The sequence below is a fragment of the Crassaminicella profunda genome (genome assembly GCF_019884785.1).
GTDB lineage: Bacteria > Bacillota > Clostridia > Peptostreptococcales > Thermotaleaceae > Crassaminicella > Crassaminicella profunda.
This window is the reverse complement of the sequence record NZ_CP082326.1, coordinates 2276004-2291984: the sequence shown is the minus strand read 5'-3', so window position 1 is coordinate 2291984 and position 15981 is coordinate 2276004. Positions and strand designations below refer to the sequence as shown.

15 protein-coding genes, 1 tRNA gene and 1 riboswitch are annotated in these 15981 nt (G+C 31.8%); of the genes, 15 read left to right on the top strand and 1 reads right to left on the bottom strand.

Annotation, left to right across the window (positions count from 1 at the left end; all coding sequences use genetic code 11):
* Positions 1-12: 12 nt before the first annotated feature.
* Complete coding sequence (locus K7H06_RS10860; RefSeq protein WP_223039879.1) at positions 13-2049, top strand: cell division protein FtsA; 2037 nt, start codon at positions 13-15, stop codon at positions 2047-2049.
* A 23-nt stretch (positions 2050-2072) separates the two neighbouring features.
* Here K7H06_RS10860 and K7H06_RS10855 read toward each other — a convergent pair.
* Positions 2073-2147, bottom strand: a tRNA-Met gene (locus K7H06_RS10855).
* 298 nt (positions 2148-2445) lie between these two features.
* On the opposite strand from K7H06_RS10855, the gene K7H06_RS10850 reads away from it, so the two are divergent.
* The 14 genes from K7H06_RS10850 (at position 2446) to cbiT (ending at position 15969) form a co-directional block, all read left to right on the top strand.
* Positions 2446-3984 (top strand): VanW family protein, encoded by a 1539-nt coding sequence (locus tag K7H06_RS10850; protein ID WP_223039878.1) that lies wholly within the window; start codon positions 2446-2448, stop codon positions 3982-3984.
* A 49-nt stretch (positions 3985-4033) separates the two neighbouring features.
* Positions 4034-4729, top strand: a complete 696-nt coding sequence (locus K7H06_RS10845) for a DUF2225 domain-containing protein (RefSeq protein WP_223039877.1) — start codon at positions 4034-4036, stop codon at positions 4727-4729.
* Positions 4730-4848: 119 nt separating this feature from the next.
* Complete coding sequence (gene cobU / locus K7H06_RS10840) at positions 4849-5409, top strand: bifunctional adenosylcobinamide kinase/adenosylcobinamide-phosphate guanylyltransferase (RefSeq protein WP_223039876.1); 561 nt, start codon at positions 4849-4851, stop codon at positions 5407-5409.
* An 11-nt stretch (positions 5410-5420) separates the two neighbouring features.
* Entirely contained in the window at positions 5421-6146 is a 726-nt protein-coding gene (gene cobS, locus K7H06_RS10835) for an adenosylcobinamide-GDP ribazoletransferase (RefSeq protein ID WP_223039875.1), read from the top strand.
* Positions 6147-6161: 15 nt separating this feature from the next.
* Positions 6162-6749, top strand: coding sequence for an alpha-ribazole phosphatase (cobC, locus tag K7H06_RS10830; protein ID WP_223039874.1), 588 nt, complete (start codon positions 6162-6164; stop codon positions 6747-6749).
* A gap of 61 nt (positions 6750-6810) precedes the next feature.
* Positions 6811-6988: riboswitch (cobalamin riboswitch) on the top strand.
* Between the two features lie 86 nt (positions 6989-7074).
* Complete coding sequence (locus K7H06_RS10825) at positions 7075-8478, top strand: cobyrinic acid a,c-diamide synthase CobB (protein WP_223039873.1); 1404 nt, start codon at positions 7075-7077, stop codon at positions 8476-8478.
* On the top strand, positions 8468-9994 hold the full coding sequence (locus tag K7H06_RS10820) for a cobyric acid synthase (RefSeq protein ID WP_246637688.1): 1527 nt from the start codon (positions 8468-8470) through the stop codon (positions 9992-9994). Before K7H06_RS10825 ends, K7H06_RS10820 begins: the two co-directional genes overlap by 11 nt.
* 2 nt (positions 9995-9996) lie before the next feature.
* Entirely contained in the window at positions 9997-10938 is a 942-nt protein-coding gene (gene cbiB / locus K7H06_RS10815) for an adenosylcobinamide-phosphate synthase CbiB (protein ID WP_223039872.1), read from the top strand.
* Positions 10939-10953: 15 nt separating this feature from the next.
* Positions 10954-12033: a threonine-phosphate decarboxylase CobD gene (gene cobD / locus K7H06_RS10810; RefSeq protein WP_223039871.1), complete on the top strand. Its 1080-nt coding sequence runs from the start codon at positions 10954-10956 to the stop codon at positions 12031-12033.
* Positions 12023-12907, top strand: coding sequence for a GHMP family kinase ATP-binding protein (locus tag K7H06_RS10805; RefSeq protein WP_223039870.1), 885 nt, complete (start codon positions 12023-12025; stop codon positions 12905-12907). Before cobD ends, K7H06_RS10805 begins: the two co-directional genes overlap by 11 nt.
* Positions 12908-12919: 12 nt before the next feature.
* Positions 12920-13546 carry a precorrin-8X methylmutase gene (locus K7H06_RS10800; protein WP_223039869.1) on the top strand — a complete coding sequence of 209 codons (627 nt, stop codon included), beginning with the start codon at positions 12920-12922 and terminating at the stop codon, positions 13544-13546.
* Between the two features lie 111 nt (positions 13547-13657).
* Entirely contained in the window at positions 13658-14779 is a 1122-nt protein-coding gene (gene cbiD / locus K7H06_RS10795) for a cobalt-precorrin-5B (C(1))-methyltransferase CbiD (protein ID WP_223039868.1), read from the top strand.
* On the top strand, positions 14772-15401 hold the full coding sequence (gene cbiE / locus K7H06_RS10790; RefSeq protein WP_223039867.1) for a precorrin-6y C5,15-methyltransferase (decarboxylating) subunit CbiE: 630 nt from the start codon (positions 14772-14774) through the stop codon (positions 15399-15401). Before cbiD ends, cbiE begins: the two co-directional genes overlap by 8 nt.
* A complete protein-coding gene (gene cbiT / locus K7H06_RS10785) occupies positions 15385-15969 on the top strand; it encodes a precorrin-6Y C5,15-methyltransferase (decarboxylating) subunit CbiT (RefSeq protein ID WP_223039866.1) in 585 nt (194 codons plus the stop codon). Before cbiE ends, cbiT begins: the two co-directional genes overlap by 17 nt.
* Positions 15970-15981: the final 12 nt, after the last annotated feature.

The window sequence follows — 15981 nt, the reverse complement described above, 5'->3', positions numbered from 1 at the left end:
GAGGTGCGAAAGATGATGGAGTCTGCATTGGCCCAAATAAGTCCACATGAAATTGTTTTTTCATTGGATATTGGTACAAAAAGTGTTGTAGGAATCATTGCAAAAAAAGAAGACGAAAAATTTATGGTCATAGATGTTGAGATGATGGAATATTCAAGCCGTGCTATGTATGATGGACAAATACATGATATTGATAAGGTTGCGCAGGTTGCAAAACAAGTAAAAGAAAAGCTTGAAAACAGATTAGGAATTAAGCTAACAGAGGTGGCTATTGCAGCTGCTGGGAGAGCTTTAAAAACTTGTAGAGTTCAAGTTCGTAGAGAAATTGATCATACAAAAGAAATTGGTAAAGGGATTATTGATAGTTTAGAAATTGAAGGAATACAAAAAGCACAAGAAATCCTAGAGCAAGAGGTGAAAAGTAAAGATACAAAATACTATTGTGTTGGATATACAGTAGTAAATTATTTTTTAAATGATAGTATGATAACATCTCTAAAAGGACATAGGGGCGATAAAATTGATGCAGATATTTTAGCTACTTTTTTACCCCAGATTGTTGTAGATAGTTTATATTCTGTGATGAATAAGATTGGATTAGAAGTTGTTCATTTGACTCTTGAGCCTATTGCAGCTATTCATGTTGCTATTCCTCCTAAACTCAGATTATTAAATTTAGCATTGGTTGATATAGGAGCAGGAACATCAGATATAGCTATAACCCAAGATGGAACTGTTGTTTCTTATGCTATGGCATCTGTTGCAGGAGATGAAATTACAGAGGCAATTGCTAAGGAATTTTTATTGGATTTTGATAGTGCTGAAAAGTTAAAAATTGAATTAAATAATAAGGATAGCCATAACTTTGAAGATATTGTAGGAATATCCTATACTTTAACTACGGAAGAAATTGTAGAAAAAATATTTCATGTTATTGAAAGTCTTGCCGCTGAGATTGCAGAAAAAATTATTCAATATAATGGAAAATCGCCAAGTGCTGTGTTTTGTATAGGTGGTGGAAGTCAAATCCCTACTTTGACAAAATATTTAGCTGATCAATTAGGATTAAGACCAGAAAGAGTAGTTGTTAGAGGTACTGAAATTATTGAGAACATGGAATTTTTATGTAAAAAACTTGAAGGACCTGAATTTATTACACCTATTGGTATAGGTCTTATTAGTGTAAAGGAACGAGACGATAATTTTATAGAAGTAAGTGTCAATGAAGATATTATAAAATTATTTAATGCCAAAAGGCTTTTTGTATCGGACGCATTGATTAGAGCAGGTATTAATGCGAAAAGATTGATCGCTAGAAGAGGAAAAAACTTAAACATTTCTGTGAATGGACAAATGAAGAGTATAAAAGGAAATTTTGGGGAACCAGCAAAAATTTACTTAAATGGACAACTTAGTAGTCTTGATGAGGAAATTCATCATAAAGATCAAATTAAGGTTGAAGGAGCTGTTGATGGAGTAGATGCGGTCCTTTCATTAAAAGATTTGATAAAAGATATACATGGTGTAAATTTTAATGGCTTAGATATTAATTTGATCAATAAATTATTGGTAAATGGAAAAGAGACTCCTATGGATTATGAAATCATAGATGGAGATGCTATAACATTTGTGGAAATTCATACAGTAGAGGATTTTTTGAAAAGATTTAATATAGATGATAAAAAAACAATTGTACATGTAAATGGAGTAGAAGTTGAAAAAAATTGTATATTGAATCATAAAGATGAAATTGTTACTTTAGAGAAAAAGAAAGAAACATCCCTTAAAGAAATAGCATTTAATGAAAATAAACATAGTGACAATATAATAGAGGATACTAAAATTAAAGTTATTGTAAATGAACAGACAGTCGAGATACCCAAGAAAAAAAGGGCCCTTATTTTTGTAGATGTTTTTGATTATTTTAATTTTGATAGAACAAAAGTAAAGGGAAGTCTTATTATGAAACTAAATGGTAAAAAAGTAGGTTATACAGATCAAATAAAAAATGGAGATAAAATAGAGATCTATTGGAAAAAAAATAACTAGAGAGTGTTCTCTAGTCGTTTTTTTGGTTGCGGAGGCAGGATTTGAACCTACGACCTCCGGGTTATGAGCCCGACGAGCTACCGCTGCTCCACTCCGCGATAATGATTCTTCAATAATAATATATGTAGAAGAATGAAAAGTATTCCTATATTTTAGAAAAGGAGGGAGTAAACTCCCTCCATCAATAAAAGGGGGAAAACAAACTGTGGATCCATGTCCACTACATATTATGCATGTACGAAAAAAATGTGACAAAATTGATATTGGTAGTAAATGCTAAAAACTTATGATACACTATTTAAGTAAATGTGGTGCATATTTGGCATATAGGCTTTTATAATATAATAAAATACACTATAAGATTTTGTAACAAAGTGTACCAAAGGGGGAAGTTTGTTGGATCCAAAAGGAAAAGATCAAGTGAAAAAATCAAATGCTAGTATTGGACTAATTATTGTTTTATTAAGTTTTCTTATTTTTACTACGGCTATAGGGTTTTTTTTGCTTTATAGAGACACTATTTATGACGGTGTGATGATAGAAAATTTAGATGTGGGAGGTTTGTCTACTACAGAAGCTCAGAAAAAAGTCCAAAATCATTTTGATGATTTAATAGTAGATGGACAAATTCATTTTAGATATGGAGATAAGGTTTGGCATACAAATAATAGTGATATTGGATATAGCTTTGATTATACGAGTGTTGTGAATGAGGCCTATAAAATAGGAAGAGAAGGAAATTATTTTGAAAGATTGCAAGAAATTCTTTCTTTATATACTGCACCTTACAATATAAGTTTAGCACCTATTTATGATCATAAAAAAATAGATGGTGTAATATATAATATTCAGCATGACATGAATCAACCATTCAAAGATGCTACGATTTTTAGAAAAAATGGAAAATTTATTATTACGGATGAGGCCATTGGCCAACAACTAAATGTAGAAAAAACCAAGTCTCTTTTAGAAGAGGAATTGGTAAAAAATAAATTTGAAAATGAAATGATAATAGAACTTCCTGTTGAAACCATTTCCCCTCAGATTACTTCAGAAAGTTTGAGTACGATTCATGATTTGATAGGGGAATATACTACAATATTCAATATTCGTAGAAAAGGAAGAACTCAAAATCTTAGATTAGCATCAAATGAAATTAATGGTGTTGTTTTAATGCCTATGGAAATTTTTTCATTCAATAAAGTGGTAGGACCAAGAAGTAAGGAAAGAGGTTATAAGGACGCACCTATAATATTTAAAGGAGAAGTAGTACCAGGACTCGGAGGAGGCGTGTGCCAAGTATCTAGTACTTTATATAATGCCATGTTACTGGGTAATCTAGAAGTAGTTGAAAGATATAACCACACTCTTCCTTCTAGTTATGTAGTAAAAGGTAGAGATGCGACAGTTTCCTATGGGGTGTTAGATTTTAAATTTAAGAATATATTGAATACACCTATTTATATAGAAAGTTATATGAAAAATAATTCATTGACAGTTAAAATATATGGTCGTAAGACCGATAATAAAACTGTAAGAGTTGTATGTAAGCAAAATGAAATAGTAAAAAGACCTTTAGAAATTAGGTATGATCCCAATTTGCTTGAAGGAAAAGAAAAAATAGATCAAAAGGGAAGAGATGGATATAAAGTTACTACCTATAGATTAATTTATGAAAATGGAAAGCTTTTGGAAAAACAGCAAATTTCAAAAGATTACTATAAGCCTCAAAAACAGATTGTTGTTAAAGGAACGAAGAAACTTCCTATTTCTAATATGAATAATGTAGAAGAGAATCATATAGAAGAAAATACTACAGAGGAAATACAAATAGGGGAAGAGTTGAACCATATGCCCCAAGAGTTAGAGCAAAATATTACAGAAGAAATAGAACATACAGAAGAAATAGATTCTCCACCCCAAAATGTGGATTAATTGTAGTATAGAACATACTAGTGAAGACAGGATTTAAAGAGGTGAAGCAATGAATGGAGCATTATACGACAAGGAGATACAATGTCCTGTATGTAAGAATATTTTTCATACTAAGAAAGTTAGAAGTTCTGCTGTTAGAGTAGAAAGAAGAGATACAGATTTTTGTGTATATTATAATGGAGAAAACCCCATATTTTATGGAGTCTTTGTTTGTCCTAATTGTGGATATGCTTCCCTTGAAAGTGTATTTCAAGAAATAAGCCCTTTAGGGAAAAAAAATATTTCAACAAAACTTTCACCTAAATGGATACAAAGAGATTTTGGAAATGAAAGAAACGTTTATAAGGCTATTGAGGCTTACAAACTAGCATTGTTGAGTGGCCAATTGATCAATCAAAAAAAGGGAATATTAGCTACTATTTGTCTTAGATTGGCATGGCTATATAGATATATTGATGGAGAGCGAGAAATAGATTTTATTGAACATGCTGTAAATTGTTTCGAAGAGGCTTTCCGATATGAGCCCTTACCCATTGGAAATCTCGATGAAGTTTCTTTAGTGTATTTGTTAGGGGAATTGAATCGTAGGCTTAAAAAATATGATGAGGCAATTGATTGGTTTAATAGAGCAGTAAGTAATCGAGCTATTAAGAGAAAAAGAAAATTGGATGCTATGGCTAGAGAGCAGTGGAGTTTAGCAAAAGAAGAATATAAAAAACAAAAGAATCAAAATGAGTCTGTATAATTGTACAAATTGCATGTATATAGAAAATCTGATATAGTTATCTTTAGTAAATAAGTCCCTAAAACAGGGACATATTTTTTTGAAGATGTATAGGAAATAAGCTTAGAAGAGGTGATCATATGGGAGGAAGAATTACACTTGTTACAGGTGGTGCAAGAAGTGGGAAAAGTAATTATGCAGAAAGTTTAGCAAAAGATTCAAAAAAAGAAGTTGCATACTTAGCTACAGCTATTCCTTTTGATGAGGGGATGAAGGATAGAATTAAAAAACATAAACTAGCTAGGCCTGGAACGTGGATAACTTATGAAGGATATAAAGATTTATATAAAATGATCCCTAAAATAAAAAAAGAGCATGAAGTAGTATTGTTAGATTGTATTACCATTATGGTAACAAATTTAATGTTTGAAGAAGATGTAAATTGGGATAAAATCGAGCATGAAGGTATTGATCAAATTGAAGAAAAAATTAAGGAGCAAATTGTAAAGCTTCTGACAGCTATCCGAGAATATAATATTTGGTGTATTATGGTTACTAATGAGTTAGGAATGGGAATTGTTCCTGAAAATAGAATATCTCGTATATTTAGAGATATTGCAGGAAGAATGAATCAAATGATTGCAAAAGAAGCTGATGAAGTGTATTTTACAGTTTCTGGAATACCTATGCAGTTGAAATAGGAGGAGCGAGTATGAAAAAATTTATTGTAATGCTTCAATTTTTAACACGTATTCCCATTAATATACATTTAGAAGTAGATGAAGATGATTTTTCAAATGGGATTGTATATTTTCCAGTGGTAGGATTAGTGATTGGTATGTTTTTGGTATCTTTTCATTATATAGGCTATCGTTTAGGAGGAGTTTTTTTGGCCTCTGTTATGGCTGTTGTTGCGGAAGTATTTATTACTGGAGGGTTGCATTTAGATGGCTTAGGAGATACCTTCGATGGTATTTATAGCAATCGTCCAAAAGAACGCATATTAGAAATTATGAAGGATAGTAGATTAGGAACAAATGCGGCTTTAGCGGTACTTTCTAATATCCTTTTAAAAATAGCCTTAATCAATAGCTTTTCTGTACCGAATGTTTATGGGATATTGTTGATTATGCCTGTTTTTTCAAGGTTATCTATTGTATATGGGGCAAGATTTTCTGTTTATGCTAGAAAGAGTGGTATGGGAAATTTATTTATAGGAAAGACAAATAATAAACATTTGGCTGTAGCTGTAGTGACTACACTGATTATAGCTTTGATGAATATCTGGTCAATTCCTTTTATTTTAATAGGTTTTTTGTTTAGCCTTTGGTATGTAAGACATATAAGCAGTAAAATTGATGGGATGACAGGAGATACATTAGGAGCTTTATGTGAATTATCAGAGTTAGTATATTTACTTTATTTTGCAATTATCTAGAGAGTTGGTGGGGTGTTGAAACTAATATTTGTAAGACATGGAGAAACGATACATAATCATAAAGGATTATATTGTGGATGGAATGATTTAGATCTTACAGAAAAAGGAATGATGCAGGCAAAAAAAGTGTGCGAAAAGTTAAAAGAAGAAAATTTAAACTTGATCATTACAAGTGATTTAAATAGAACCATTAAAACAGCAGAGATCATTAATGTAGATCATCATATAAATATTATTTTAGAGAAAAATCTAAGAGAAATGAATTTTGGTTTATGGGAAGGTTTAAGTTACAAAGAAATAAAAGAAAAGTATGTAAAAGAGTTGAATGGATGGGAGTCTGATTGGATCGATTATATTCTTCCTTCTGGAGAAAGTGTAAGACAGATGTATGAAAGAGTTACAGCTGTAATGGACAAAATAATCCATCAATATAAGAATGAAAATATACTGATTGTATCTCATGCTGGATGTATTCGAGCCATTTTAGCTTATTTGATTGGGAATGGGATAGATGATTATTGGAAATATAAAGTAGAAAATTGTGGGATTACGACAATTGAAATGGTAGACGATTTCCCAGTTTTGAATGGGTTAAACCAATAGTATGCAAGGATACAATATAAAAGCTATTGAAATAAATGTCGCATTTTGATAGGATGAAATAAAGTGAATAATAAAAATGGGTGTTATGAGACTTAAAAAGGAAGTTCGGTGAGAATCCGACACAGCCCCCGCTACTGTGAGTGAGGATGAAATCAACAAACTGTCACCTAAATTTAGGGAAGACGTTGAGAGTAAAGTGATTCACGAGTCAGGAGACTTGCCTGTTTTTTTATAGAAGTATCTTCGGCGGGAAGGTAAGATGAAGTTAAATACTCATACCCTGTCCAGTGATGGTCAGGGTATTTTTTATGAAGGGATGATAACTATGAAATTACCTAGATTTGTATTAGCAGGAACTCAAAGTGGTGTAGGAAAAACTACTATTTCTATTGGAATTATGGCGGCACTTAAAAAGAGAGGAATGAATGTGCAACCCTTTAAGGTTGGACCTGATTATATTGATCCTGCTTTTCATACCTTTGTAACAGAAAATAAATCTAGAAATTTAGATAGTTGGATGTTAGATGAAGCATGTGTTAAAAAATTATTTGTTAAGAATGCAATGAATAAGCAAATATCCGTTATTGAAGGGGTTATGGGTTTATACGATGGATATGGTGTTAAAAAAGATGAGGGCAGTACTGCTCATGTTTCAAAAATTATGAAAGCACCTGTTATTTTAATCATCAATGGGAAGGGGATGTCATCAAGTGCAGCTGCTCAAGTATTAGGATATAAACTATATGATGAAGGTGTAGATATAAAGGGTGTTATCATAAATAATATTTCAGGAGACGCCCATTATGATTTATTAAAAGAAAGCATTGAAAGAGATACAAAGATAAAATGTGTTGGGTATTTAAAGCCTAATGAAAATATTGAATTGAAAAGTAGGCATTTAGGATTGATTCCTAGTGTAGAGGTAAAAAACTTAGAAAGAAAAATAGATGAAATTGCGCAGATGGTAGAAGAAACCATGGATTTAGATGAATTATTAACTATTGCGAATCATGCTGAAAAGATGGATGATCAACCAGAAAAAATTAAAAGAGTTGTGGATCATGTAAATATTGGAGTTCCCTTAGATAATGCGTTTAATTTCTATTATGAAGATAATTTAGATTTATTAAAGGAGCTAGGAGCAAATCTAGTATACTTTAGCCCTCTAAAGGATAGAGAATTACCTAAAAATCTACAGGGATTATATATAGGGGGAGGATTTCCAGAAATATTTGCAAAGGAATTAGAAGAAAATACTTCCATGAGAAATAGTATTAAAGAAGCTATTGAAAAAGGTTTACCCACTTATGCAGAATGTGGAGGGCTTATGTATTTATCAAAAGCTATTACCACACTCGAGGGGAAAAAATATAGTATGGTAAATATATTCCATACAGAAGCAAGAATGACGAAAAGACTTCAAAGATTTGGTTATGTCCATGTGAACATTGAAAAGCCTTGTGCTATTGCTAAGGAAAAAAAATCTACAAAGGGACATGAATTTCATCGATCTATGGTAGAGAATCATGAAGAAAGTGAGTATGTATATGGGGTAGATAAAATAAGAAATGGAAAGGTCATTAAGACTTGGCAATGTGGACTGAAAAAATACAATGCTTTAGGAGCTTATGCACATATTCATTTTTATAGTAATATAAGCATTGCAAATGATTTTGTCAAAAATTGTTTGTACTTTAAGGATAGGAGTGGTGAAGAATATGAAAAATAAAAGTTTAATGTTTCAAGGAACAGCTTCTTCAGTAGGAAAGAGTTTACTCACAGCAGCATTTTGTAGAATTTTTTATCAAGATGGTTATAAGGTAGCGCCATTTAAATCGCAAAATATGGCATTGAATTCATATATCACAAAAAAAGGGATGGAGATGGGTAGAGCTCAAGTTGTACAAGCGGAAGCTGCTAAAATAGAACCGAGTGTACTTATGAATCCTGTTCTTTTAAAACCAACAACGGATAAAAAATGTCAGGTTATTTTAAATGGTAAAGTACATAGTAATATGTCTGCAGTAGAGTATCATGAATTTAAACCAACTTTAGGAAAAATGGTAAAAGCTTCTTTTGATGAATTAGAAAAAAAGCATGACATTGTAGTACTAGAAGGAGCAGGAAGTCCTGCAGAGATTAATTTAAGAGATAAGGATATTGTAAACATGGGAATGGCAGAAATGGCAGATTCTGAAGTGATCCTTATTGGGGATATAGATCGTGGAGGGGTTTTTGCATCTATCTATGGAACGATTATGCTTCTTACAGAAGAAGAAAGAAAAAGAGTAAAGGGAGTAATTATCAACAAATTTAGAGGAGATGTAGAAATCTTAAAGCCTGGCATTAAAATGTTAGAAGAATTAATAAAGATTCCTGTTCTAGGGGTGGTGCCATACTATAATGTACAAATAGAAGATGAAGATAGTTTAGCTGAAAGATTTAGAAATCAAAGAAACGATACAGGACAAATAGAGGTTGCTGTTTTATATCTTCCCCATGTATCTAATTTTACAGACTTTAATGTATTTGAAACACAAGAAGATGTAAATTTAAGATATGTTATGAGAGGAGAGTCTATTGGAAATCCAGATTTATTGATTATACCTGGTTCTAAGAATACTATTGAAGATTTAATCTATTTAAAAGAAACGGGTGTAGCAGAAGAAATTTTTAGGCTTAATAGAGATGGCAAATTAATTATAGGGATTTGTGGTGGATACCAGATGCTTGGTAAAAAGCTTTGTGACCCTTACGGAACAGAAAGTGAGATTAAAGAGATTAATGGATTAGGATTATTAGATACAGAAACTGTTTTTGAATTAGAAAAGACAACGACACAAGTTGAGGCAGAAATTGTAGCAGATCCTCAAAATAGTTTTGAAGGAATAAAAGGTATGATGATTAAGGGCTATGAAATTCATATGGGACAAACTCAACTAGGAAAAGAAAGCTTTGTTTTAAATCATATAAAGAATAGCCTAAATAAGGAAGTTTGTATTGAGGATGGAGCTGTGAGTAGTTCAGGAAATATAATGGGAACATATATTCATGGGATATTTGATAATATTGAGTTTACAAGAAAAATTCTTAATAATATAAGAAAAGCTAAAGGGTTAGATGAAAAAGAAAGTAATGTAGAAAGTTTTGAAGCATTCAAAGAAAAAGAATACAATAAGCTTGCAAAAATTGTTCGTGAAAATGTAAATTTAGATAAAATTTATAAAATTGTTCAGGGTGAATAAGGATGATAACAATAGGAATTGGTTATATAGCAGATTTAATATGGGGAGACCCTTACTGGATTCCACATCCTATAAGATTTATAGGATCTGGTATAAAAAATACAGAAAAAGCTTTAAGAAGACAGGACGACAATCCTGAGAGGCAAAAAGCATTAGGAGTTCTTTTAACATTTATTATCGTAGGTAGCGCATACTTAATAACCTTTTTAATCATAAAGGCTTTTTCGTATATACATCCATTTTTAGGATATTTCGTTGAAGCTTTCCTAATCTTTCAGATACTTGCTTCAAAGAGCTTAGATGTAGAAAGTAGAAAGGTTCTTAATCAGTTAAATAAAAATCATATAGGAGAGGCTAGACGGTTTTTATCTTATATTGTAGGAAGGGAAACAAGCGAATTAAATGAGGGTGAAATCGTAAGAGCTACTGTGGAGACGGTTGCAGAAAATACTACAGATGGCATTATAGCACCCCTGTTTTATATTTTTATGGGGGGTGCACCTTTGGGAATGGCTTATAAGGCAGCTAATACATTAGACTCTATGGTTGGATATAAAAATGAAAAGTATTTATATTTTGGTTGGGCTTCTGCAAAATTTGATGATTTGCTAAATTATATTCCTGCAAGATTGACAGCACTTTTTATGATCATAGCATCATTTTTACTAAAATATGATTGGAAAAATTGTATAGGAATGATTAAAAGGGATAGAAAAAATCATAAAAGTCCGAATTGTGCTTATCCAGAAGCCGCTGTAGCAGGAGCGTTAAGAATACAATTAGGGGGAACGAATATTTATTTTGGGAAGAATGTTTATAAACCTACTATAGGAGATTCATTAAGACCATTAGAAAAAGAAGATATAGCTAGAAGTATAAAAATGATGTATGCTACATCAGCTGTAAGTTTTATTATTTTAATGCTCGTAAAAATGGGTGTATAACAGGGAGAGGGTATGATGAAAAAAGTAAAACATGGTGGAAATATATATGAAATTGCAGAAAAACTAGGAATACAAAAGGAAGAAATCATTGATTTTAGTGCAAATATAAACCCCCTTGGTGTACCGATTAATTTTAAAAAAGCTTTAATTGAAAATATTGATAGAATTGAAAATTATCCTGATCCTGAATACAATGGGTTAATCCAAGCAATAGCTAAGGAACATCATATCAATAGAGAATATATAACTGTTGGAAATGGTGCAACAGAAGTAATATTTTCAATGATTGCTAGCTTAAAACCAAAGAAAAGCATGATCCTTGCGCCTACCTTTGGAGAGTATGAACGGGCATTAATGAGGGCAGGAAGTCAAGTTGAATATTTCCATTTGAAGGAAGAAAATGATTTTCAGGTAGATGATGACATTTTAAAAACCATTGATGAGAGTTTTGATTTAGTCATTCTTTGTAATCCAAATAATCCAACAAGCCAAATGGTTGAAAATAAAAGACTTATAAAAATCTTAAAGCATTGTGAAAAAAATCATGTACATCTTATGATGGACGAAGCGTTTATAGATTTTGTAGATGAACCTACAAAAGAAACCATGCTTCCCTATATAATGAATTATCACAACCTTATCATTGTTAAAGCATTAACAAAATTTTATGCTCTTCCAGGACTAAGGATTGGCTATGGAATTACCTCAAACGTTAGATTGCTAGAAAGGGTTAATGATCATAAAGAACCTTGGACCATTAATAGTTATGCAGCTATGGCTGGAATGGTTTTTAAGGATAAAATATATAGAGAGAAAAGTAGAGAATGGATTACATCTGAAAGAAAAGATTTTTTTGATGAACTAAAGAAAATAAATAAAATAAAAGTTTACAAGCCGAATGGGAATTATATATTATTTAAACTTTTAGAGGAGAGGAAAGACCTCAGGGAAGTTCTTTTAAAAAAGAAAATTTTAATAAGAAGTTGTAGCAATTATAAAAATTTAGATGAAAGCTTTTATAGAATTGCTATTAAAGATAAAGGGCTAAATAAATTATTTGCAAAAGCATTAAAAGAGGTACTATATGAAAGTTAAAGCTATTTGCCCAGCTTCTTGTGGAGAACTTTTGCAAGGTGTGATTGGAGAGGGAGAAAAATTAATATCTTATCCAATCAATATTTATTCAACTGTGACTATAGAGGAAAGAAAAGATCCAATGAGAGATCAAAGAACTAAAAAAGCCATAGAGGCTATGTATAAAACCATTGATTATTTTGGATTAGATAAAAGTGTTGGAGATACCTTATCCCTTCAAGTAGAATCTGATATACCTATTGAGAAGGGCATGGCAAGTAGTACGGCAGATATAGCAGCAACAGTAAGGGCAACAGCAAAATTAATAGGAAAAACCTTACGGGTAGATGAAATGGCTAAGATTTGTACGCAAATTGAGCCAACAGATAGTACAATATTTGATATATTAACACTCTTTGATCATTTAAAGGGAATAAGGATTAAAAGCTTTGATTGGTCTCCAAATTTAGATGTATTGGTTTTAGAATCCCCTAAAAGCTTAAATACACAGCTGTTTAGAAAAAAAGATCATAAGTTTTTAAGAAACATGAATCAATCTAAAGTAGAAAAGGCTTATGAAATATTTGAGTTAGCTTATGAAAAAAAAGATTTTTCACTTTTAGGTAAAGCAGCAACCATTAGTGCATTAGCAAACCAAAATATTTTATATAAAGAAAAGCTTGAAGAACTGATTGATCTTTCTTTAAAGCTTGGTTGTTTTGGGGTGAATGTCGCCCATAGCGGTACAGTATTTGGCATTATTTTTGAAAAAAGCAAAGTAGATGGAAAAGAACTAGTAAATCAATTAAAGGAAAGTGAAATTTACCTACATGATTATAAGCATTATTTTACTAAGATGGTGCAGGGTGGGGTTCGCATTATAACAAAAGACTAGGAGGAGAAAAAAATGAGCAATTATATAAAGGTGCCACATTTAATTGAAAAGAGAAGTTTTGAAATCATTACAGAGGAATTAGGAGATAAAACTTTTCCAGAAGATATAGGAAAAATAGTAAAACGTGTGATTCATACTACGGCAGATTTCCAATATGCAGATATTACGATTATTTCAGAAGATGCTATTGACTCTGCAAAAAAAGCTATTAAATCAGGAGCACATATTGTTACAGATACAAAAATGGCTATGTCAGGAATTAATAAAAAAAGACTTTCACAACATGGTGGAGAAGTACATTGCTTTATATCAGATGAGGATGTAGCAAAAACAGCAAAAGAAAAGGGAACAACAAGAGCAATGGCAGCAATGGACAAAGCTATAAAAGATGAAAAAAATAAAGTGTTTGTTATCGGGAATGCTCCTACTGCTCTATTTAAATTAAAACAGTTTATAGAAGAAGGGAAAATAAAACCAGATTTAGTAATAGGAGTACCTGTAGGATTTGTTGGAGCTGCTGAGTCTAAGGAAGAATTTGAAAAGTTAAATGTTCCATATATTGTTACAAGAGGACGTAAAGGAGGAAGTACTGTAGCTGCGGCTATTGTTAATGCAATTTTATATATGATAGAGGACTAAAACGAATGGAATTCATATTGTAAATAGGCAGATTCTTTTTTTATGAATCAAACTGTGATTTTACTTATTAAAATGTGTGATTTATAAACAAACTTAAAATGAGGGAAAAAGATGATTGATCGATACATTGTAAAAGATGGAAAGAAAATGAGATATGGATATACAACAGGGTCATGTGCTGCAGCTGCCTCTAAGGCGGCTGCTATGATGGCATTGACAAAAGAGAAGATGGATTTTATAAGGATTGATACACCAAAAGGATGGAAGCTTGATATTGAAGTAAAAGATTATTATATTGGGGACCATTGTGCTAGCTGTTCTGTAGAAAAAGATGGTGGAGATGATCCAGATAATACCCATGGCATTTTAGTAACTTCTACTGTTGAAATTATTGATGAGCCAAAGATTGAGATTAAAGGTGGAAGGGGGGTCGGGGTTGTTACAAAACCAGGACTTTCAATAACTCCTGGAAGTCCTGCTATTAACCCTGTCCCACAAAGTATGATCAAAAAAGAAGTTTCAGAAGTTTTACCAAAAAATAAGGGAGCGGTCATTACAATATCTGTTCCTAAGGGGGAAGAAGTTGCAAAAAGAACATTTAACCCTAAACTAGGGATTATGGGTGGAATTTCTATTCTTGGAACATCAGGGATTGTTGTACCTATGTCAGAAGAAGCTTTTAAGGAGTCATTAGCCCTTGAAGTGAAGATGGCTGTACAAGAAGGAATAGAGAAACTAATTTTAGTTCCGGGGAATTATGGAAGAGATTTGGCAGTATCTCATTATGGATTTGATAAAGAGCATATAATGAAAACCAGTAATTTTGTAGGTTTTATGCTCGAACAATGTGTAGCGAATGGCATAAAAGAAGTCCTGATGATTGGGCATATTGGGAAATTCGTTAAACTTTCTGGAGGGATTTTTCATACCCATAGTAAGGTAGCAGATGGGAGAATAGAGATTATTGCATCAAATATGGCCCTTTTAGGTGCTCCTACAAAAATCATTGAAGAATTATTTAAGTGTGTTACAACAGAAGCTGCTATTGAGGTCATAGAAAAAAATGGATATGAAAAGGTATTTGAAGTTTTATGTCAAAAGGCGGAAAAAAGGTGTAAAAGTAGAGTTTATGATGAATTAGAAGTTGGGATTGTTATGTTTTCTATGGATCAGAAGATTTTAGGGGTAGGAGAGATAGCAAAAAAATTGTTGGAGGAATTTAAAAATGCATAAGGTACATGTCCTTGGGATGGGACCTGGAAGCAAAGAATATATATTGCCTATTACAACAAAAATTATCAAAAATTGTGATGTCTTAATAGGTGGAAAAAGAAATTTGCAATATTTTGAAGATCTTGAAAAGGAAGTTTTATATATTGGATCTAATTTGAATGATTTAATCGTATATACAAAAGAAAATAGGAAAGATAAAAAAATTGCTTATTTACTTTCAGGAGATACAGGCTTTTACAGTATGCTTAATTTCTTAAAAAAACATTTTGAAAGTCATGCATTAGAGGTTGTTCCAGGAATTAGTTCCTATCAGTATTTAGCAGCAAAACTTAAAGAATCCTGGCATGATGCATATATTGGAAGCTTGCATGGAAGAACATTTGATTTTATAGAGACCATAAAAAACAATAAAAAAGTAATCATGCTTACGGACCATAAATATTCTCCTAAAGAGATTGCAAGATTGATGGTGGATCAGCAAATAAATGGAAAAATTATGGTTGTTGGAGAAAATCTTTCCTATGATCATGAAAAGATTACTATAGGAAGTCCTAAAGAAATTATGGACATGCCAGACTTTGGTATGTCAGTGGTGGTGATAAAAGATGAAATGGATGTATAAAACACCTGGAATACCCGATGAATTATTTATTCGTGGAAAAGTTCCTATGACAAAGGAAGAAGTAAGAGCAGTTACTTTATCAAAGCTTAGATTAGAAGAAAATTCTACTATGGTAGATGTGGGAGCAGGGACTGGGTCTATTGCCATAGAAGCTGCACATATTTGCACAAAGGGTAAAGTTATTGCTATTGAAAGAAATGTAGAAGGTGTAGAATTAATTAAAAGAAATAGTGAGAAATTTCAAGTTGATTTAGAAATTATTCATGGGAAAGCAGTAGAAAAATTAAAGGATATGGATGCTTTTGATAGAGTTATGATCGGTGGTAGTGGTGGCGAATTAGAAGACATTATAAAGTTGTGTTATGAGAAACTATCCGAAGATGGAAGATGTGTTGTTAATTGCATAACCATAGAAACCTTATATGAATCTATTGAGAATCTAAAGAAAAGTGGATTTAAAGATTTAGATGTTGTATCTGTAAATGTTTCTAGAGGAAAAGCTTTGGGAAGATATACATTAATGGAAGCGTTAAATCCAATATATATTATTGCAGGGATAAAAAAATAAAGGGAGGCAACA